A 20859-nucleotide genomic window follows, 5' to 3' on the forward strand; every position below is an offset into this window, starting at 1 on the left:
GGGAACCCATACCTTGCATCCTGGATGGCGCCGCATGGGTTCCCGCCGACGCGGGAACGACGGGAATGTTGGAGCTGCCCTTATGCCTTGTGCGTTTTCATCCGCTGCAGCAGCGGCCCGGCCGCCGACTCCACCATCATCAGCGCGGCGTGCTGCGGGCGGATGAAACCTTGATCCCTGGCATGGTCGATAAAACCGACCAGGTTGTCGTAAAATCCCTCGACGTTGAGCAGGCCGACCGGCTTGGCGTGGATGCCCAACTGCGACCAGGTCAGCATCTCGAACAGCTCCTCCAAGGTGCCCATGCCGCCCGGCATGGCGATGAAGCCATCGGCCAGCTGGGCCATCATGGCCTTGCGCTCATGCATGTCCTTGACGATGAACTGGCGCGTCAGGCCGGTGTGGCCGACCTCGCGCTCGACCAGCGCGGTGGGGATCACGCCGCTGACGTCGCCGCCCAGGCGCAGCACCTCGTCGGCGATGATGCCCATCAGGCCGACATTGCCGCCGCCGTAGACCAGGGCGATGTTCTCGTCCACCAAGGCGCGCGCCAGCGTGCGCGCCGCCTCCGCGTAGACCGGGCTGACGCCGGGGTTGGCGCCGCAATACACACAAATCGATTTAATCACCATGCACTAATCCTCAAGTTTTTCTTTGGCCGCTTCGACGTCAAGGCGCTCCATGGCGTCGCGCGCGTCGCAGGCGGCCGCCTGTTGGTACAAGGCCAGCGCCTCGGCCATCTTCTTTTTCCCGTCCAACATCACCAGCGCATTGGCGTATTCAGTGCGCGCGATGGCCGAGTCCGGATTCAATTCCAGCGCCGTCTTGAAGTGCTTGAAGCCCTCTTCCTTTTTGACGCCGTAGGTCAGGCCGCCGATCATGGCGCCGACTTTGTCGATGATCTCGCTGTGGTAGATGCCCAGCGCGATGTGCGCGTCGGCGTGCTTGGGCGCCAGCTTCAGCGCGCCGTCGAGGCTGTGCCGGACCTTGGCGCCTATGCCCTGGGCCAGCGCCTTGACCACCGAGATGCCTTGGGCGTAGCGGCCCAGTGCGTAGGCATGCCAGTAGAAGCCGGCGGCGTTGCCGGGCTGTTCCAGTTGCTGGCGCTCGCAGCGTTCGGCCACCTCCTCGTAGGTGGCGATGCGCTTCTTTTCACTCTTTTCCAGATACGAGGCGTAAATGCAGGTGGCCTTGTGCGCCACCGAGTAGCCGGCAACGCCGACATCCAGACCCAGCTTGGCGGCCTGCTCGAAGTCGCCGGCATGGAAAGCGATCCAGGCCGGCACCAGCGCCGGGTCGCTCGGGAAAGGTTCCGCATCCCCCACATGCAGCCGGGCCCAGGCCGTCTTCAGGCTGGCCGGCGTGTGCACATAGGCCGCTTCAGGATGCGGAAATTTACTCCATGCCATATTTGCTTTCCGTAGAGGTTTTTACTTGAGCTTTTTCAAATACTCTTCGGTCAATTTCTGGAACAAGGTATGGGTTTCGCCGCGCAAATACGGTCCGATCTGCGACAGCACCTGGTAGCAGCCGCGCGCCAAGGCGTCGGCCATCGATTGCTGCTCGGTGTATTTACGCGGGTTGCGCACATATTCGTAGGACAGCCAGTAGGTCGCCACTACCACCATGTTGGTGGCCATGGCGTCGATCGCGGCGTCGGAGGCGTCCAGCGATTTCTCGCTGCGCAAGTCCTCGCACAACTGCTTGGCGACCTTGATCTTGTGCGCCAGGATCTGCTTGAAGTGAAGTTCCAGCTTGCGATTGCGCGACAGCAGATCGTTCAGGTCGCGGTAGAAGAAGCGGTAGCGCCAAATCAGCTCGAACATCAGGTGCAGGTACAGCCAGACGTCCTCGATGTTCGAACGGCGGCCGTCCGGCACGGTCAGGATGCGCTCGATCTCCGCCTCGAACTGGATGAAGATCGAATTGACGATATCGTCTTTATTGCGGAAGTGATAATACAGATTCCCGGGCGAGATATTCATCTCTTCGGCGATCACCGTGGTGGTGATATTCGGCTCGCCGAATTCGTTAAACAAGCGCAGGGATAATTCCAGAATGCGTTCGCGGGTGCGGCGGGGAGCTTTTTGTAGCATAGCAGGAGATCTCTCTTTATTCTCCTGCAAGCATAACACCGATACCGCGATCTTAGAAACAGATGGGCGCTTAAATGCGATGGGCGACTTTTAAATAAGGTTCAAGATCATCGAGGCCGCCCTCTAATTGGGCCGGAGCCTTGCGCGGCGGCGCCCAGCCCGGTCGAACCAAGACGACTACTTGCCCGGTTCCCCTTGGACCCTGCCCGTGCACAGGCCAAGGGTGAAAACCAAGGGGAAACGGTAACGCGACAATCAGGCCGACGGAGTGATGGGTTTGTCGCTGTCGTTGACGCTGCTGGTCTTGGCGGCCGGCTTCTTGGCGGCGGCAGCGGCCGTCACGGAGGCGGCGGTCGGGAAGCTGATCGCCGGCTTGGCGGCGATCTTGGCGGCCGGCTTGGCGGTCGGCTTGGCGGCTGCTTTTGCGGTCGGTTTGGTTGCTGGTTTAGCGGCCGGCTTGGTTGCTGCGTTTGCGGCTGACTTGGCTGCCGGTTTTGCGGTCGGCTTGGCTACTGGTTTTGCGGCCGGCTTGGCTGCAGCTTTGACAGCTGGTTTGGCGGGGGCTTTGACAGCTGGTTTGGCGGCTGGCTTCGCGGCGGTTTTGGCCGCCGGCTTGGCGGCGGCCTTGGCCTTGGTCTTGGCGACAGGTTTGGCGGCGGCCTTCGGTGCGGCCTTGGCGGCAGTTTTGCTCGCAACCTTCGGCGCGGCCTTGGCGGCTGTCGGCGCAGCCTTCGCCGCCTCTTTCACCACCGGCAGCTTTTTGCCGGACAGCTCGGCGACGGTTTTGCTCAATTGTTCGACGCGCTTGGTCAGCGCCTGAATATCCTTTTGGGTCGGCACGCCGATCGAGCCCAGGGCGCGCGCGACGCGGTCCTCGAACACTTGCTCCAGCTTGTCCCACGAGCCGGCCGCCTTGCTGCCAACGTCGTCGGCCAGGCCGCTGACGGTCTCGCGCACGTCGGCGACTTTTTCTTCGGCGATGCTGCGCGTGCGCTTCTGCAAATCGGTGCCTTCCTTGACCAGTTTCGAGAACACGCGGCCGCCCTCCTCCTGCGCCTTGGCGAAGGCGCCCAGGCCGGCCTGCCAAATCTGCTGCGCGGAGCTGCGTACGGCGCCAGCCAACTGTTTGTCATTGTCTTTTGCCAGTGTTTTCAGTTTCTTTACCATGTGTGCTCCCGTGTTTTTTTCAATTGAATCGGATGTGCATAATTGCATTTTAGATAGCAAAAATAGAGATGGGATTCTAATGCGATAAAGCGGCCGTTCTAATCGCGGCGTAGGCAAAATGGAGGCCTTGCCAATCTCCGGCGCGCCTGCAAAGACTCAGCGGCGAATTACCAAAACACAAAAGCAGAAACAAGGATGCAGTATTTTGTTACCGGTGCGATCGGCTTCATCGGCAAGCGTTTGGTCAAGAAATTATTGGCGCGCAAAGGCAGTGTAGTGTATTTCCTCACGCGTGAAAGCAGTCGCGAAAAAATACCTGCCCCGCTCGACTTTTGGGGTGTCAGCAAGACCCGCGCCATCCCCGTTTTTGGCGACCTGCGCAGTCGCAAACCCGCTTCCACAACCGCGACTGCGCCATCGCCCTCAAGCCGCTGCGCATCGGCACCCGGATCGGCGTGTGCGGCCAAGTGCTGCACGCGCTACTGCCACGAGTGGCGCAGATCGTCCTCAACACCTCGTTGCACATGTTCCCCGACTCGGACACGGCGCAAGGCGGCGGCAAGAAGGCACCGCAGATGGGCTCGGAGCAGATCGCCATGCAGCAACAGCTGCGCGGCGTCCACTTCTGATCGAGCAGCGCGACTGTAGTAGCTAACTCAGCACATCCCATTCAGTGCTACCAAGACAATTTTACAACTGAGGAAAACCTACTCCCTTGCGGTTAAGTAGTTATTTTATTCTTAACTTTGCGCTATACGAAATGATGTTTTATGGTATATTAAAAATATAAATAATTATAAAAATTCAACTTTGATAATCGATTTATTGCTTTCAAGAAAATATACTTTCAAATAGCGAGGCCTTGGGTGCTAAATACATGGAATAGGACGCTTTTCCTTCTTTTGAGTCTTGTGTTGCTCAATGGATGCATTGGAATGTGCACAGTTCCTACGTCCACAACTGCGCCAGCTGCGCGCGCTGGCTGCAACGACTACTCCATCCTCGCTAATTCCGCCGACCGGGCCAAGTTCGAACAGCACTGCGGATCAAACGACGAAACAGATCGCCTGGCATTATTAGCTGTACTTAGTCGTCTGAATCCAGTAAACGAGGCTAGTGCTGCTGCGCGAAGGGGCGACTTTCGCTTAGCCGCCGTCATCGGAGGAGGCCTTCCTGCTCCGGGACAGCATCGGTTTTGGACCGTGGACGGCGTAGATTGTGAGATCCTCAACGATATTGACGTCGCAATTTGGCTCGGCATGTCCGATGCATTTTACAGTGCAACACATGGTCAGCTGCAAGGTAGCATGCGGAGATTTGCTACTGCGTATAACGTCGCCTTAGTGGTACAGCAAGGATTTCCAACGACACTGGGGTGCAAATTGAGAAAACGGTTAAACAAAGGGGGATAATGCATGGACTACTCACCGATAATCTCAGGTAAAAAGTGGACTACTTCAAACGTGACTTTCAGCTTCATGACATCAGTCCTACCTACTTATAATAACAATCCAGACTTTGCAGCGACATTTGCGCCGGTGTCTGCTGCAATGCAAGCCGAGATCAGTGCAATATTACATCCTGCTGTCGGTGGCAACGTGCTTCGGCCAGTTTACTTTTCGGATGTTTCCGGGCTTACCTTCACGCAGGTAACCGGTACAGGCGGGATTGCAATCGGAAGCTACGAACAGCCCGCGAACGCTCCGGCATCAGCGTTCTTACCTGACGGATCCTCTGTGGGGGGCGACATATGGCTTGGACTCGATTTCACTACGCCTGCTGCACCCGGCAGCCACGAGCATCTCGTTCTCATTCATGAGATTGGACATGCAGTTGGTTTGGAACACGGCAATGTTTATCCCCCATCGAATTCTGTGCCGAATCTTCCCAACTTGGCCCCGCAGTTCGACAATATGAAATATACGATCATGTCGTATAACTTGGCCCCCAACGGCGCAGGTGCTTACCCGGTTGGGCTACAGCAGTTTGATATCGCCTCGCTTCAAGAAATGTACGGGGTAAATTACGCCACGCGTGCCGACGACACTGTCTACACGTTTTCGACCTCGCCAGGGATTTTCACCATTTGGGACGGTGGTGGCGTTGACAAGATCGATACGCACGCTTTTACACAGCGCGTCGTCATAGATCTTCAGCCCGGTCATTTTAGCTCAATCGGTGGGATCGAGAATGTCGCGATGTCGTTGGTCAGCCACCTTCCCACAGAGAATCAGTCTCGGCCCCTAATTGAAAATGCTCAAGGTGGAAGCGGTAACGACGATTTAATCGGAAATGTAATTTCAAATACTCTTCAGGGCGGTGCAGGGAATAACAAGTTATACGGGATGGATGGCGATGATATTTTGGTATCGGAAGGTACCAACGACATATTGGAGGGAGGCGCCGGCAATGATGTGTTAATAAATCACCAAAGAGACGGTAATACGCAGTACGTATTTAGTCGAGGTTCAGGTCATGATGGTATTTTCGACGATCCAACGTTACCAAGCAACATCGACATTTATCTCAAAGGCTTGCAGCCAAGCGATATCAAGCTCGTTGTCGAGAGGTATGATACGAATGATCCCCAAACTCCCGGTCCAGATTATACATATCATTTACCGTACATCCAAATAATAAACACTGGCGATACCTTACTTGTGCCGTGGATATATCGTCCAGAGGACGTCCTTCAAAATCCCAATCCAAACTGGCAGATCTATTGGAACTATTCACAAGACTCAATCCAGTTTGAGAGCGGCGCAACCTGGGACATGCAAAGCCTTGAAAGCTACGTTTCGTTTAAGGACGTCGCCACCTTGGAAGAATTTGAACGGTTGGATTCCGTAGTTTACGCTTTTTTGACAGATAACCTTTATCCTTGGCTTGGATAAACTGAATTCTCTCGTCACCGTGAGTCGAGCCGATACTAACTTTCTGCAAAGTAAAGTAAGTTTTCAATATAATAACGGCATGAAATGTATACGAACTTCTGACGGCCGCAAACTGGACCACCATGCGCTCCAAGTCATGCGCCAACAATCGATCAATGAAAGCACCGTGGATGTGGCCGTGTTCCAGGAGTTGCTCAAGCGCCTGCTGGTGGGTGCATGCAAGCCTGTGTTCGTCGTCGATGTCCACTCCATTCATAAGGCCAAGCTCGTGAAGCAATACGTCGACAGCCTCGACGGCGCACTCAAACTGTTCTACCTGCCGCCATACTCGCCGTACCTCAATCCCGACAAGCAGGTCTGGGCCTACGTGAAGCGCCAAGTCAGCAAGCAATTCGTGCAAGACAAAGACGGAATGAAAAGACTCGCCCTCGGCGCCTTGCGCCGTATTCAGAAATTGCCGACGATGGTCAAATCGTTCTTGCAGCAACAGGAATGCCGCTACGCCATATGAGTGCTTACTTTACTTTCTAGAAAGTTAGTAAACAACGGGGATAACACCTGACTACTCACCGATAATCTCAGATAAGAAGTGGCTGCTTCAAGTTACGACAAGCCGCTCGCGGTCTTCTTACTTCACGCGTTTGTACGGCTGATCGAACGCCCCGGACACGAGCCGTCCACGCGGGCGGCCTGCCCGGGTCAGGTGCAGCTCAAGCTCCCGCGACAGCACGAACAGCACAGTCGGCGATGCGGCATACAACGGCTCGAAGGCAGCGCCGTGTGCGGAAAACATCAGCTGGCCTTTTTGTTGCCGGATCTCGAAGTCGCCGGCGCCGACGATCCGGTAGCGTCCCTCAAGCGCCTTGCGCTGCGCCGCCGGCAGCGCCTGCGCGGTGCGCATCACGGTCTGGTTGGCGGGCCATCCGTATTCAGCGGCGATGGCGCGCATGAGGCCACGGGCCAGTTCAAAGCCGTTGTCGCCATTCGTCATCACCACCGCGCCGTCGCCATGTTCGGTGAAGGCGTACAGCGAATTTTGGAAGCCGGTATTGACACCGCCGTGGCCAAAAGCCCGGCTTGCGCCTTCGCCCTCGACTTCGGGGCCTAGACCATGCTCGCCCTTCACCGGCTGCAGCATCGTGCGCGCCATCTCGGGCGACAAGATGCCCTGGCCGGCGACGCTGCGCTGCACACCAATGGCGAACCTGGCGAGGTCGCTCGGCGTGGTCCACAAACCTGCGGCAGCCTGTTCGGGATAGGTGTAGGCGCCGCCGGCATACGGCGCGCCCTTCGCGTCGTGCGGCTGGGCCGCACGCGCCGCCAACGCCGTCGGCAAGGGCTGGACGAAGGTGCTATTGTCCATGCCGAGCGGCGTGAGCACGCTGCTGGCCAACAGCTCGGCGAACGGCTTGCCGCTGCGATCGACCAGCGCCTGTTGCACCAGCAGATAACCGCCGCCGGAATAGCGTTCGATGCTGCCCGGCGCGATGTCGATGCGTACCGGCTCGGAATTTGCAGGCTTGACGCCGTCGAGCACCTGGAGCAGGGTCGGCACGGCGGCGCCATGTGCATAGCCGGCAAAGCCATGCGCCGTGGTGCCAGCCGTGTGCGACAGCAATTGGCGCAAGGAGGCGGTGGCGCCGCTGGGACCGGGCGGCAGCTTCCAGTTGGTCATCGCGGCATTGATATCGGCGTCGAGCGACAACTCCCCAGTCTCCGCCATGCGCAGCGCCGCCAATGCGGTCACCGGCTTGCTGATCGAAGCGGCTTGGAACAAGGTGTCCGGCGTGACCGCCGGGCCGCCAGCATAGGCGACGCCATATCCTCTGGCCCAGGCGACCTTGCCGTCGCGAATCACCGCCACGCTCACGCCGGGCACGTGCAGGCGGCGCATCGACTCGGCAAGCGTATTCGCCGGCACGGGCCGGCCTTCAATTGCCACCGGAGGACGCAAGTTGTGCTCGATATGAGCAATGTCGGCATCTTCCGCATGGGCGGCGGCAAACGGCGCGGTAGCGGCAATGACGATGGCGAGCTGTTGAAAGAAGGGGGGAAAACGAGCAAGAACGGCCGAATTGTTACTCCGTATTGCGGCGACATGGGGAATGGCCATTCAATTTTCCTTCGATGCAAGTTATCCTTTGCCAATTATGAAAAAATTACCATTAAGATGCAAGCGATAAGATTGTTCATTAGCTATGCCACCCGGACCAAGCCAAGCGCCTTCTCGGCCTCGAACGCGGCGACATAGTTTTCGACAGGCTCGGTAGTGCCCAGAAATCTGGGCACGCCGGTTTCCCGATCGACCAACATGCTTATCCCAATTTGCCCACCCGCCGCGTTTCGATGAATAGCCGGGTCAGCAATCATGGCCGCATCAGGTGGAGTAAGGGCGGCCCAAGCCGCTACTCCACCAGGCGCGGCCCGTGCAGCAGGGTGTGCAGGCGGAAGCCCTCGCGGATGTTCTCGCGCAGCACGGCGCCCTTCCACGGCTTGGTGTAGAAGCGGTCGATGGCGCCGTGGTTGATGGCGGCCATGATCGGCGTCAGGTCGGCGTAGGCCGACAGCATGATGCGGAAGGTGTCCGGCGCCAGATTCTTGACCCGCTCCATGAACTCGGTGCCGCTCATCAGCGGCATGCACTGGTCGCACAGGATCACCTGGACGCGGTGCCGCGCCAGCACGTCGAAGCCCTCGGCGGCGGTCTGCGCGGTCAGGATGCGGTAGCCGTCCTGCGCCAGGAAGTCGGTCAGCACGTCGAGCATGAAGGCGTCGTCGTCGACGATGAGCAGGGTTTGCTGGCCCGGCTCGGCCTCGTCGACCGGCGCCTGCAAATAGCGGCCCTCGCGCAGCATGGCTTCGAACTCCTCCTCGGGCAGCGGACGGCTGAAGTAGTAGCCCTGCATCTCGTCGCAGCCGTGGCGGCGCAGGTAGGCCAGTTGGGCCTCCTTCTCGACGCCCTCGGCGATCACTTCGAGCTTCATGCTGTGCGCCATGTTGATGATGGCCAGGACGATGGCGGCGTCGTCCGGGTTGCTGGTGACCTCGCGCACGAAGGCGATGTCGATCTTCAGCTTGTCGATCGGGAAGCGCTTCAGGTAGGCCAGGCTGGAATAGCCGGTGCCGAAGTCGTCGATCGAGATCTGGATGCCCAGCGCCTTCAGGTTCTGCAGCACCGTGATGGTCTCCTCGGCGTTCGACATCAGCGAGCTTTCGGTCAGCTCCAGTTCGAGCAGCTCGGGGGCGATGGCGTGCTCGGTGATGGCGCGCATCACCTCCTCCTCCAAACCGCCGACGAAGAACTGGATGCCCGAGACGTTGACCGACAGGTGCACCGCGCCGGTGCCGGACTTGCCCCACTGGCTGATCTTGCGGCAGGCCTCGTGCAGCACCCAGGTGCCGACCCGCACGATCAGGCCGGTCTCTTCCAGGATGGGGATGAACAGGGCCGGCGAGACCATGCCGTGGCCGGGCCGCTTCCAACGGATCAGCGCCTCGGCGCCGCTGATGCGGCCGCTGCCGATGTGCACCTTGGGCTGGAAGAACAGCACGAACTCCTCGTTGTCGATGGCCCGCCGCAGCGCGTTCTCCAAATCGAGGCGGGCCAGCGACTGGGCGTTCATCTCGGCGGTGAAGAAGCGGAAGGCGTCGCGGCCGGCCTCCTTGGCGCGGTACATCGCCGTGTCGGCGTACTGGATCAGGGTGTCCGGGTCGAGGCCGTCGTCGGGGAACACGGAGATGCCGATGCTGGCCGTCACCGTCACCTCGTGGCCTTTCAGGTCGAAGGGCTTGCGCATGGCGTCGCGGATCTTGTCGACCACGGCGATGGCGTTCTGCGCCCCCTCGGGCAGCATCAGGATGGCGGCGAATTCGTCGCCGCCGAAGCGGCCGATGGTGTCGCGCACCCGCAGGCAGTCGACCAGCCGGCTGGAGAACTGGCGCAGCAGCTCGTCGCCGATGGTGTGGCCGAGCGTGTCGTTGACGTTCTTGAAGCGGTCGACGTCGAGGAACAGCACGGCCAGCGCCCATTTGTGCTCGGCCGCCTGGCCCAGCGAGTGGCTCAGCGAGTCGTAGAACTGGCTGCGGTTGGGCAGCCCGGTCAGGGTGTCGAAGTGGGCCAGCTTGAGCAGGCGCTGCTCGGCCTCCTTGCGCTCGGTGATGTCGCGCGCCACCGCCACCAGGATCCAGCTCTGCCCCGAGCGCAGCGTGCGGCGCTGCACCTCGACCGACAGCGGGCTGCCGTCCTTGCGCTGCAACAGCAGCTCGGCCATGGCGCCGCTCTGGTCGCCCGACAGCAGCTTGTCGTACAGGTCCTCCAGGCGGTTCAGGTCGCCGTCGACCGCCTTGTTGGGGCCGACCTTGAGGAAGTCCTCGCGCTCGTAGCCGAGCATGCGGCAGGCGGTGACGTTGACGTCGACGAAGCACATGCCGGCGCGGTCGACCAGGAAGATGGCGTCGGCGGTGGCGTCCATCGCCAGGCGGAAGCGGCGCAGGTCCTCGTCGAGGCGGATGCGGGCGTTCATGTCCAGGGTCAGCTGGGCGTGGTGGCGCTTGATCTCCTCGTACAGCAGCAGGTTCTCGTAGGCCACCGAGATCTGCGCGGCGACGGTGGCGGCGACCCGCTCGTCGACTTCGGAAAACTCGTCGGCGCCCAGCTTGTCGACCAGGTAGAGCCAGCCGTGGGTGCGCTCGCGCGAGGCGATCGGCACGCCGAGGAAGGAGTGCACCGGCGGATGGCCGGCCGGCAGGCCGATCTCCTGCGGGTCGCCGCCCAGGTCGTTGATGCGGCAGGGCTGGCGGTGTTCCAGCAGCTTGCCGAGGATGCCGGCGCGCGGCGTGGCGGCGATCTGGCGGGCCTGCTGGCCGATGCCGCAGGAGGCGAAGTAGTTCAATTCGCCGGCGCCCAGTTCGAGCACGCCGATGCAGGCGTACTTGGAGACGCAGATGTTCTGCGCCACGCGGCAGCCGATCTCGATCAGCGCCAGCGGGTCGCGCTCGGCGCCCAACTCGATGCCCAGCTCGATCAGCGCGGTCAGGCGCAGGCTGACCGCCTGCAGGCTCGACAGCGAGCGCGACAGCCGCTCCGTCATCAGCGACAGGTTCTCCGGCTGGGGCGCGTCGCCGTCCTGGTGGTTGGCCAGCTGGGTGATCAACTGGCTGCTCGATTCGAGCTCGCCGAGGTATTCGGCGACCTTGTTGTCGATGCCGTGGAAGCGGCCCTCGGACGGCGGGTCGGGCGCGAAGCCGGGCAGCAGCTCCGGCTCGGCGGCCAGGCCGAGCGCCTCGTGCACGGTGCGCAGGATGACGTCGGGGTCGGACGGTTTGGGCAGCACCCAGCGCACGCCGCAGGCCTGCGCCACGGCCATCGCCTCGCGCTCGCGGTAGGTGGCGGTGTAGAAGATGATCGGCACCTCGGCCGTGGCCGGGTCGCTGTGCATGCGGGTGACGAACTCGTAGCCGTCCATGTTGGGCATCAGGATGTCGGAGATGACCAGGTCGGGCCGCTCGGCGTGGACCATTTTCAAGCCCTCGGCGCCGTTGGCCGCCTCCAGCAGGCGGTGGCCGCCGTAGCCGAGCAGGGTCATCAGGAACTCGCGGTTGAGCACGTGGTCGTCGACGATCAGGATGGTGGCCACGTCGGCCTTGGGCGGCGTCGCCAGGGTGCCGGGCAGGAAGGCCTCGATCTGGGTGACGAAGGAGTCCGGCTCGATCGGCTTGCCGATGTAGCCGTCGAAGCCGGCCGCCAGCAGGCGCTCGCGGTCGCCGACCATGGCCAGCGCGGTCACCGCCAGCGCCGGAATGTGGGCCAGCGCGGGGTCGGCCTTGAGGGCGGCGACCACGCCGTAGCCGTCCAGCTTGGGCAGGTGGACGTCGCAGATGATCAGCTCGGGCAGCTCGCGGCCGGCCACCGCCACGCCCTCTTCGCCGTCGTGGGCCTGCAGCGGGACGTAGCCGAAGGCGCGCAGCAGATACACCATCAGCTCCATGTTGGTGGGGTTGTCTTCGATGATAAGAATGCGGGCTGCCACGTTAGCGCTCCAGGTTAATCATAGTGCTTTGCGGGACTGCCGTCCCGCCCTCGCGGCGGCGGCCGCCCATATTGTGCCGGCTAGTCGAGCGGCAGGGCCAGCGTGAAGGTGCTGCCTTCGCCGGCCCGGCCGTCGAACAGTATCTGGCCGTGCAACAGGCCGGCCAGCTTCTGGCTCAGGTGCAGGCCCAGGCCGCTGCCCTCGTACTGCCGGGCGCTGCCGGCGTCGAGCTGGGTGAAGGCATGGAACAACTTGTCGCGGTGCTCGGCGGCGATGCCCACGCCGGTGTCGCTGACGCTGAAGGTGACGCACTCGCGCTGCTCGACTTGGGCCACGCTGAGCCGCACGGCGACCTCGCCGCGCTCGGTGAACTTGACGGCGTTGTTGACCAGGTCGATCAAAATCTGCTGCAGCGCGCGGCGGTCGCTGAGCAGGACGATGTCGTCGGGGGTGGCGCAGAACGACGCCAGCCGCAGGCCCTTGTCGCGCGCCAGCGGCTGGAAGCTTTGCAGCAGCTCCTCGACCAGGGCGCGGCACTGCGGTTGTTCGAAGTGCAGCTCGATCTTGCCGGACTCGATGCGGGTCAGGTCGAGCAGGTCGTTGATCAGCGACAGCAGGTGGCGCGCGCTGGCCTGGATGGTGCGCAGCTGTTTGTCCTGCGGCTCGTTGAGCGGACCGGGCAGGCGCATCACCACGCGGCCGCCGCCGTTGACCATGACGATGGCGTCCGGCGTCGACTCGAGCAGGCCGCCGTAGCGCGCCTCGAGCAGCTGGGCGTCGCGCAGCACCTTCAACTGGGTGACGTCCTTCTTGCTCCACAGGATGTACTCGGCGGCGCCGGCGGCGTCGCGGATCGCCTTGGCCGAACCGTCGACGTAGACCAGGGCGCCGTCCTTGGCGCGGCGCATGGTCTCGTAGCTGGCGCTGCCGTCGACCAGGGCGCGGCCGCGCACGGCGTCGTCCTCGGCGCCATGGCCGGGCGGCACGATCAGGTCGTCGAGCTGGCGCCCCACCGCCTCGTCGGCGTCATAGCCGAACACCGCCACCGCGCCCGGACTCCAGCACAGCACCTCGCCACCCGGCGTCGTCAGGATGACGGCGTCGGGCGTCTCTTTCAGGATCAGGCTGCCGAAATCGATTGCCATCGTGGACCTTGTATGAGGGCGCCGCAGACAAGGACGGCGCACGAATAACCATACAGCAACATAAGCCCGATATTCTCACAAAAACTCACCAAGGCCCCCTTCGCCCGACCGCAAAACAACAGCCGGACCTTGCTTGGATGAAAAAATAGTCTACCGAAGCCGGCCGGCGCCGTCCATCGCCCCGCGCGGCGGCGCGCAGGCGGCGATTTCGGCCAGCACGCATTGCACAATGCTAGGGTCGGAGCCCAGCGCGACGTGGCCGACGCCGCCGAAGGCCAGCTGGCGCGCGCCGGCCAGGCTGGCCGAGTCCTGCGGCGCGACGATGTTGTCGTGGTGGGAAAAGATCGAGGTGACGGCGCCGGCCTCGGCGCGCGCCAGCTCCGCCAGCCAGGCGCCGCCGCGCCGCATCTGCGCGGCGTTGGCGCCGGGGCCGAGGCTGGCCAGCGCGGTGCCGTGGTGCGGACTGCCGAGGGTGATCAGGCGCGCCACGCGGGCCGCGCCGTCGGCGCGCAGATAGCTCCGCGCCACCAGGCCGCCCATGCTGTGGCCGAGCAGGATCACCTGCGGCGCCCCGGTCGCCGCGCACAGGCGGGCGACGCCGGCGCGCACCTGGGGCACGAAATCGTCGATGGCGGCGCCGGGCGGCGCCAGGTCCAGCGCGTAGTGGCTGATGCCGGCGCGGCGCAGCTCGCGGCTCAACGCGCGCCAGTAGCCGCCGTTGCAGGCGTAGCCGTGCAGCAGCAGCACCGGCGGCGCGGCCGATGCCGCCGAAGCCGCCGATGCGGCCGATGCCGCGTCGCCCGGTCCGGCCGGCGCCAGCCACAGTGGCGACGGCAGCAGCATGTCCCAGGACGAGCTGCGCAGGCTGGCGCCGAACTCGCGCCAGCACAGGCCGAGCGCGGCGGCCGCGCCGAGTTCAAACTCGGCCGGCACGGTGCTGCGCCAGCGCCGGCTCAGACGGAAGTTGTTCAGGTTGACGGCCAGCCGCAGCGCCAGCACCGCGCCGGCGCCGGCCGCCAGCGCCGCCGCCGGATGCCACAGTGCGCCGCGCCACAGCGCCCAGGCCAGCGCCAACGCGGCCAGCATCTGCAACGCCAGCAACAGCAGCAGCAGGCGGCGAATCATGGCGCCCGGCCCCGCCGCGCCGACCGCCCCGGCGCCGCCGACCTGCCCGGTTCCGCCGCCCGGTCCGGTTCAGCTAACCTGCCCGGTTCCGCTGACCTGCCCAATTCCGCCGGCCAGCCCGGGTGCGGCACGGCGGTGCTGGCGGACGTGCCGGCCGGCGCGGCGGCGCGCATGCTCAGGCCTGCGGGCGCGGCGCCGGCCGCCCCGTCATCTGTTCGGCCAGCCGGCTGGCCAGGCGCGCGGTGACGCCGAAGATCGACAGTTGCGGATTGGCGCCGATCGAGGTGGGGAACAGCGAGCCGTCGTGCACCGACAGGTTGGCCACGCCGTGGTAGCGGCCGTCGGCGCCGACCACGCCGAGACGCGGGTCGTCCGACATGGTGCAGCCGCCCATCACGTGGGCCGACACCACCCGCGTCGCCAGGGTCTTGAACGGCAGCGCGTTGATGCCCTTGCTGGCCGCCGCCCAGGTGCTGTACTGGCCGGCCGACTCGTGCACCGGGGTCACCGTCTTGGCGCCGGCGGCGAACTGGATCTCGGCCATCGACAGCATGGAGCGGCGCACGCCGTCCCAGATGAAATCGCTGATCGGATAGTCGAGCACCGGCGCGCCACGGCTGTCGAGGGCCACGCTGCCGCCCGGCGCGTCGCGGTGGAAGCCGTCGCGCAGCAGCGCCAGCAAGGCGTGGATGTGGGGGAACTGCGCCATCATCGCGGCGTGCCCGGCGCCGAAGCCGGCCATCGTCGTCGACAGCAGCAGCGGGTGCAGCGGCGGCGCCTCCAGCTTGTAGCCGATCGGCCCGTCGACCGGGCCGCTGTGGAGGAAGTGGTCGGAATAGATCGACTGCGGCGCGCCGGCGTAGCCGTCGACGCGCTGCTCGAACAGGCCGGCCGAGATGATGGTCGGATGCAGGAAGGTGCGCTTGCCCAGCAAGCCGTGCGGATCGGGGGCGTTGGAGCGCAGCAGCAGGGCCGGCGAGTTGATGGCGCCGCCGGCCAGCACGAAGTGCTTGGCGCGCACCGTGACGCGGCGGCCGGTGGTGCTCAGGCCGGCCGCGTCGAGGGCGACACACTCCAGCCGCTCGATGCGCTCGCCCCGCATGACGAAGCGCTCGGCGCGCACCCGCGTCAGCAGGCTGGCGCCATGCGTCAGCGCCGAGGGGATGGTGGTCACCAGCATCGACTGCTTGGCGTTGGTCGGACAGCCCATGCCGCAGTAGCCCAGGTTCCAGCAGCCGTTGACGTTGCGCGGGATGACCGCCGTCGACACGCCCAGCTTGGCCGCGCCGCGCCGCAGCAGGTCGTTGTTCTCGTTCGGCGGCACCGCCCAAGGACTGATGTGCAGGCGCTGCTCCATCATGCCGAACCACGGCGCCAGCGCCGCCTCGTTGTAGTCCTTCAGGCCGAAATGCTGCTGCCAGTAGGCCAGCGTGGCCGGCGGCGTGCGGAAGCTGGAGGTCCAGTTGACGGTGGTGGTGCCGCCCACCGTGCGGCCCTGCAGGATGTTGATACCCTTGTCGCGCGTCTTGCGCGCGGCCGACTCCTGGTACAGCGCCGGGTAGGCCTCGGCCTCGCGCATCTTGAAGTCCTTCGACGACTTCAGGGCGCCCTCCTCGATGATCAGCACCTTCAGTCCGGCCAGGGCGAGGATCTCGGCCGTGACGCCGCCGCCGGCGCCGCTGCCGATGACCACCACGTCGGCCTCGATGTTGCGGTCCTCGCTCAGCAAGGCGCCGTCGGTGACCAGCCAGCCGGCGGCCAGGCCGGCCTGGATCGGGTCGGGGATCACCGCGCCGGCGGTGGCGCTGGCGCCGGCAGTGGCGGCGCTGGCGTTGATAGGGATGATGCTGTCGGTCATTGCGGCTTCCGATAAGGTGGCGGGCGGCGCGGCGCGGCCTGGACGGCGGTGCGCGGCGGCGACGGTTGTATGGTTGTACTCTAGGGACCGGGCCAGTTTCCCGGCGCGTGGGTTGCGCTGCGCACGGGCGCGCAGCTCAGCGCAGTCGGCTCAACTGAGTTCCTTGATCGGGCCGGGATAGCCGATCGCCGGCCAGCTGGCCGGATCGGAATACCAGGCGCCGAGCACCAGGTCGTGCAGCGCGTGGTAGGCCGTTTGCAGCGTGGCCAGGCGGTGCCGGCGCCAGCTTTGCAGGAACTCGTCGACCTGGGCCGGCGTCGCCGTGGTCCAAGCGCCGGACACGCCGGCCAGGAAGCGCCGCGCCGGCGCCAGCGCCAGCAGGCCGAACAAATCCTGCACCTCCTTCTGCGTCGCCAGCGGCAGGCCCTGGACGGCGCCCTTGACCCGCTCGGCGGTGTGGCCGACGGCGGCGGCGCGCGCCGCCGGCTCGGCCGGCAGCACGCCGGCCAGCAGCGCCGGGATCACCGCGCCCAGCACCAGGCCGGCGTCGCCGTCGAGGGCGAAGGGGGCCAGCGGCGCCGGTCCGCGCACGGCGCGGTAGACGGCGCCGCCGGCGGCCAGGCCGAGGGCGCCGATCAGCCCCAGCTTCAAAAATTGTCTGCGCTTCGTCTGCATGTCTCCATCCTGTTGTGTCTTGTTATCCAATGAGTGTACGTTAAAGCCCGTGCCTCTCCGGCGGCAAAAATAGAGGGCCAGATCTAGTCACTTCTGGTAAACGCAGGGATAAGAAAAGAACGGTTGGCGCGGAGCCTCGAACGGCAGTGACGCGGCGTCAAGGCGGAACACCATGGCAACATCTAGGCCGGCGCGGCGGAGCCGTGCGCGCCCGACCGACCAGGGTCAAGGGATCGCGCCGGGAACATAACACCTCCCCCCAGAGGCAAAGAGCCAGGGTCAGACCCGGCGGGTCTGACCCTAGATTTACGCCGGTGGGGTTGCTCGACATGATTTACACCTGCGGCAGTTGCCGACTCGGCGCTGGCGCCCTCACCCCTGATCCGGCCCGCCCTTGCCGTCCGGCCGCGGCGCCACCATCTGGCGGGCGATGCCGCGCAGGATGTTGACCTCCTCGGTCTCCAGCCGGGCGCGGGCGAACAGGCGTTTCAGGCGCGGCATCAGCTTGCGCGGGTTGCCGGCGTCGAGGAAGCCGATCTCGACCAGCGACTGCTCGAGGTGGTGGTACATGCCCTCGATCTGCTCGACGCTGGCGGCGTGGCCGTGGAAGCCGACGCCGGAGGCGGCCTGGCGGCCGTCCAGCGCCGCCATGCGGCACTCGTAGGCCAGCACCTGGGCCGCCTGGGCCAGGTTCAGCGAGGAATAGTCGGGGTTGGCCGGGATATTGATCAGCACGTTGCACTGCTCGACCACCTCGTTGGGCAGGCCGAAGCGTTCGTTGCCGAAAATCAAGGCGGCGGTCAGCTCGGGCTGGCCGCTGAGCTGCTCGGCCAGCTGGCGCGGCGCCAGCACCGGTGGCGAGAACTCGCGCAGCCGGGCCGACACGGCGGCGGCGAAGTTGACGCCCTCGAGCGCCTCGGCCATGCTGCCGACGACGCGGGCGCCGGCCAGGATGTCCTGCGCGCCGCTGGCGAAGGCGACCGCCTCGGCGTCCTCGAGGGCGTTGTCGAAGCGCGGCGAGACCAGCACCAGCTCGCTGAAACCCATGGTTTTCATGGCGCGGGCGACGGCGCCGATATTGCCCGCGCGGCTGGTCTGGACCAGAATAAATCGCAGCCGAGTGAAAAGAGACGTGTTGATTTCGGGCAGGTTCATTTAAAATAGCGCTATTGCGCGGTATCGATACGGAAAATTCGGGGATGTCGGCAGGCTGGCCGGGGCGGTTTTTTCGCCCGGCGACGCCGCCAACCGGGATTTTAACCTTTCGCCGCCGCACCGCTCTTTAATTCATTCTTGTACTCTATTGCCCCGCCGGGACGGTTGTCGCCCCGGCGGGCGATAGCGTTCTTTTACCGGAAGCTTACATGCACCCAATGCTCAACACGGCGATCAAAGCCGCCCGCCGCGCCGCCGCCGTCATCAACCGCGCGTCCTTCGATCTCGACCGCGTCACTGTGACCGAGAAACAACACAACGATTTCGTCACCGACGTCGACCAGGCCGCCGAACAGGCCATCATCGAGGTGCTGTCCAAAGCCTACCCCGACCACGCCTTCCTGGCCGAAGAGTCGGGCGCTTCCAAGAACGCCAACGACGAGACCGAATTCACCTGGATCATCGACCCGCTCGACGGCACCACCAACTTCATGCACGGCTTCCCACAGTACTCGATCTCGATCGCCCTGGCGCAGCGCGGCGTGATCACCCAGGCCGTCATCTACGACCCGGTGCGCAACGACCTGTTCACCGCCACCAAGGGCGCCGGCGCCTACCTGAACGACAAACGCATCCGCGTCACCAAGCTCGACCGCATCGCCAACGCCCTGCTGTCGACCGGCTATGTGGCCGGCAGCCCGCGCGCGCTGGCCGAATACCTGAAGATGTACGGCATCATGGCCGAACGTTGCCACGGCGTGCGCCGTCCCGGCAGCGCCGCGCTGGACCTGGCCTACGTCGCCGCCGGCCGCCTCGACGGCTTCTACGAGAAGGGCCTGAAACCTTGGGACATCGCCGCCGGCGCCTTGATGGTGACGGAATCGGGCGGCATCGTCGGCGAGTTCAGCGGCGAGTCCGACTACCTGTACAAGGGCGACATCATCGCCGCCAGCCCGAAGATCTTCGGCCAGATGGTCGGCCTGCTGGGCGAATTCGCCTGATTCGGCGACTTTGTTACAAAAAAGGAGGGCCGCGGCCCTCTTTTTCGTTTCCACATTGAAACAAACGCCGGACTATGCTGTTATACTCCGGCCTGCGGCCCCCTGACCAGTCCTTAGCCGCTGTCTCCCCCCAATCCGATTGCCTGCGACTGGCGCCATCCGTGGCGACAGGCCGATCTTTACATAAAGCTAACATGTCCTTTTCCACACTCGGTTTGTCCGACGCCATCGTGCGTGCCGTCACTGAAGCCGGCTACACCACGCCGACCCCGATCCAGATGCAGGCCATTCCGGCCGTGCTGAACGGCGGCGACCTGCTGGCCGGCGCGCAAACCGGCACCGGCAAGACCGCCGGCTTCACGCTGCCGATCCTGCACCGCCTGTCGACCGACGCCAACGGCGCGGCGATGACCGGCAACACCTCGCAGCGGCCGATCCGCGCGCTGATCCTGACCCCGACGCGTGAACTCGCCGCGCAGGTCGAGGAAAGCGTGCGCATCTACGGCAAGTACACCAAGCTGAACTCCACCGTGATCTTCGGCGGCGTCGGCATCAACCCGCAGATCAAGCAGCTCAAGCACGGCGTCGACATCCTGGTGGCCACCCCCGGCCGCCTGCTCGACCACATGGAACAGCGCACCGTCGACCTGTCGAAAGTGGAAATCCTGATCCTCGACGAAGCCGACCGCATGCTCGACATGGGCTTCATCCGCGACATCAAGAAGGTGCTCGCGGTGCTGCCGCCGAAACGCCAGAACCTGCTGTTCTCGGCCACCTTCTCGGAAGAGATCAAGGCCCTGGCCGACGGCCTGCTGAACAAGCCGGCGATGATCGAAGTGGCGCGCCGCAACTCGACCGTCGAAGTCATCGCGCAGAAGATCCACCCGGTCGACCGCGACAAGAAGCACCCGATGCTGTCGTTCCTGATCAAGACGAACAACTGGAGCCAGGTGCTGGTGTTCACCCGCACCAAGCACGGCGCCAACAAGCTGGTCGAACAGCTCAACGCCGACGGCATCGGCGCCATGGCCATCCACGGCAACAAGAGCCAATCGGCGCGCACCAAGGCCTTGTCCGAATTCAAGGAAAACAAGCTGCAGGTGCTGGTCGCCACCGACATCGCCGCGCGCGGCATCGACATCGACCAACTGCCGCACGTGGTCAACTACGACCTGCCGAACATTCCTGAGGACTACGTCCACCGCATCGGCCGCACCGGCCGCGCCGGCGCCACCGGCGAAGCCGTGTCGCTGGTCTGCGTCGACGAACACGACATGTTGAAAGACATCGAGAAGCTGATCAAGCAAACCCTGCCGCGCGCCGTGATCCCTGGCTTCGAGCCGGACCCGACCGCGCGCGCCCAGCCGGTGCAACTGCGCAGCGGCACCGGCGGTCATCGCAACGGCGGCCGTAGCGGCGGCGGCGGCGGTGGCGGCGCGGTGGTGCGCGTCAAGGCGGCCGGCGGCGGCGCCAAGCCACGCGGCGCCAGCGGCAACGGCGGCCCGGCGGCCGGCGGCGGCGGCGGTGGCCGCAGCGGCGCGCCACGCTCGGCGGCGCCACACCGCTCCGGCGGTCGCGGCCGCTAAGCGGCAGCCAGCAACAAACCAGTCGGTCGATCAGCCACTGCCGCCCTCCCGGGCCGCGGTGGCTTTTTTGTATGCACGGAGCGCCGGCAAAACCCAAGGGCGCGAACTGGGGTCGGACCCGCGGGTCC

At 64.3% G+C, this 20859-nt stretch carries 16 protein-coding genes and 1 pseudogene; 6 read left to right on the forward strand and 11 right to left on the reverse strand.

The window, feature by feature from the left end; genetic code table 11:
* Positions 1–80 precede the first annotated feature (80 nt).
* The 4 genes from H7U20_RS23650 to H7U20_RS30990 form a co-directional block, all read right to left on the reverse strand.
* Positions 81–626, reverse strand: a complete 546-nt coding sequence (locus tag H7U20_RS23650; RefSeq protein ID WP_199761606.1) for an LOG family protein — start codon at positions 624–626, stop codon at positions 81–83.
* A 9-nt stretch (positions 627–635) separates the two neighbouring features.
* Positions 636–1409, reverse strand: coding sequence for a hypothetical protein (locus H7U20_RS23655; protein WP_199761564.1), 774 nt, complete (start codon positions 1407–1409; stop codon positions 636–638).
* A gap of 21 nt (positions 1410–1430) precedes the next feature.
* The gene (locus tag H7U20_RS23660; protein WP_199761565.1) at positions 1431–2096 is read right to left on the reverse strand and encodes a TetR/AcrR family transcriptional regulator; all 666 of its coding nucleotides are present in this window, start codon (positions 2094–2096) and stop codon (positions 1431–1433) included.
* 255 nt (positions 2097–2351) lie between these two features.
* Positions 2352–3380: a phasin family protein gene (locus H7U20_RS30990; protein ID WP_370593232.1), complete on the reverse strand. Its 1029-nt coding sequence runs from the start codon at positions 3378–3380 to the stop codon at positions 2352–2354.
* A gap of 78 nt (positions 3381–3458) precedes the next feature.
* On the opposite strand from H7U20_RS30990, the pseudogene H7U20_RS30995 reads away from it, so the two are divergent.
* The 4 genes and pseudogenes from H7U20_RS30995 to H7U20_RS23680 form a co-directional block, all read left to right on the forward strand.
* A pseudogene (locus H7U20_RS30995) lies at positions 3459–3578 on the forward strand (SDR family oxidoreductase); the annotation flags it as partial.
* Between the two features lie 17 nt (positions 3579–3595).
* A complete protein-coding gene (locus tag H7U20_RS23670; protein WP_233411016.1) occupies positions 3596–3892 on the forward strand; it encodes a hypothetical protein in 297 nt (98 codons plus the stop codon).
* Between the two features lie 786 nt (positions 3893–4678).
* Complete coding sequence (locus tag H7U20_RS23675; RefSeq protein WP_199761567.1) at positions 4679–6157, forward strand: M10 family metallopeptidase; 1479 nt, start codon at positions 4679–4681, stop codon at positions 6155–6157.
* A 79-nt stretch (positions 6158–6236) separates the two neighbouring features.
* Entirely contained in the window at positions 6237–6668 is a 432-nt protein-coding gene (locus tag H7U20_RS23680; protein WP_370593233.1) for a transposase, read from the forward strand.
* A gap of 117 nt (positions 6669–6785) precedes the next feature.
* Here the strand turns inward: H7U20_RS23680 and H7U20_RS23685 are convergent, their stop codons facing one another.
* From H7U20_RS23685 to H7U20_RS23715, 7 genes are all read right to left on the reverse strand, one after another.
* Positions 6786–8270 (reverse strand): serine hydrolase domain-containing protein, encoded by a 1485-nt coding sequence (locus tag H7U20_RS23685; protein ID WP_199761568.1) that lies wholly within the window; start codon positions 8268–8270, stop codon positions 6786–6788.
* Between the two features lie 292 nt (positions 8271–8562).
* Positions 8563–12186 carry an EAL domain-containing protein gene (locus tag H7U20_RS23690; protein WP_199761569.1) on the reverse strand — a complete coding sequence of 1208 codons (3624 nt, stop codon included), beginning with the start codon at positions 12184–12186 and terminating at the stop codon, positions 8563–8565.
* 80 nt (positions 12187–12266) lie between these two features.
* The gene (locus tag H7U20_RS23695; protein ID WP_199761570.1) at positions 12267–13331 is read right to left on the reverse strand and encodes a PAS domain-containing sensor histidine kinase; all 1065 of its coding nucleotides are present in this window, start codon (positions 13329–13331) and stop codon (positions 12267–12269) included.
* Between the two features lie 150 nt (positions 13332–13481).
* Positions 13482–14456, reverse strand: coding sequence for a lipase family alpha/beta hydrolase (locus tag H7U20_RS23700; protein ID WP_199761571.1), 975 nt, complete (start codon positions 14454–14456; stop codon positions 13482–13484).
* 175 nt (positions 14457–14631) lie between these two features.
* Positions 14632–16314: a GMC family oxidoreductase gene (locus tag H7U20_RS23705; RefSeq protein WP_199761572.1), complete on the reverse strand. Its 1683-nt coding sequence runs from the start codon at positions 16312–16314 to the stop codon at positions 14632–14634.
* 150 nt (positions 16315–16464) lie between these two features.
* A complete protein-coding gene (locus H7U20_RS23710; protein WP_199761573.1) occupies positions 16465–16989 on the reverse strand; it encodes a hypothetical protein in 525 nt (174 codons plus the stop codon).
* A gap of 372 nt (positions 16990–17361) precedes the next feature.
* Positions 17362–18144 (reverse strand): RNA methyltransferase, encoded by a 783-nt coding sequence (locus H7U20_RS23715; RefSeq protein WP_199761574.1) that lies wholly within the window; start codon positions 18142–18144, stop codon positions 17362–17364.
* A gap of 218 nt (positions 18145–18362) precedes the next feature.
* Between H7U20_RS23715 and H7U20_RS23720 the strand changes: the two genes are divergently transcribed.
* Both H7U20_RS23720 and H7U20_RS23725 read left to right on the forward strand, forming a co-directional pair.
* Positions 18363–19145 (forward strand): inositol monophosphatase family protein, encoded by a 783-nt coding sequence (locus tag H7U20_RS23720; RefSeq protein ID WP_093388450.1) that lies wholly within the window; start codon positions 18363–18365, stop codon positions 19143–19145.
* A gap of 194 nt (positions 19146–19339) precedes the next feature.
* Entirely contained in the window at positions 19340–20731 is a 1392-nt protein-coding gene (locus H7U20_RS23725) for a DEAD/DEAH box helicase (protein ID WP_199761575.1), read from the forward strand.
* The last annotated feature ends 128 nt before the right edge of the window (positions 20732–20859 follow it).

The organism is Rugamonas violacea (assembly GCF_016461825.1).
In the GTDB taxonomy this organism is placed as follows: Bacteria; Pseudomonadota; Gammaproteobacteria; order Burkholderiales; family Burkholderiaceae_D; genus Rugamonas.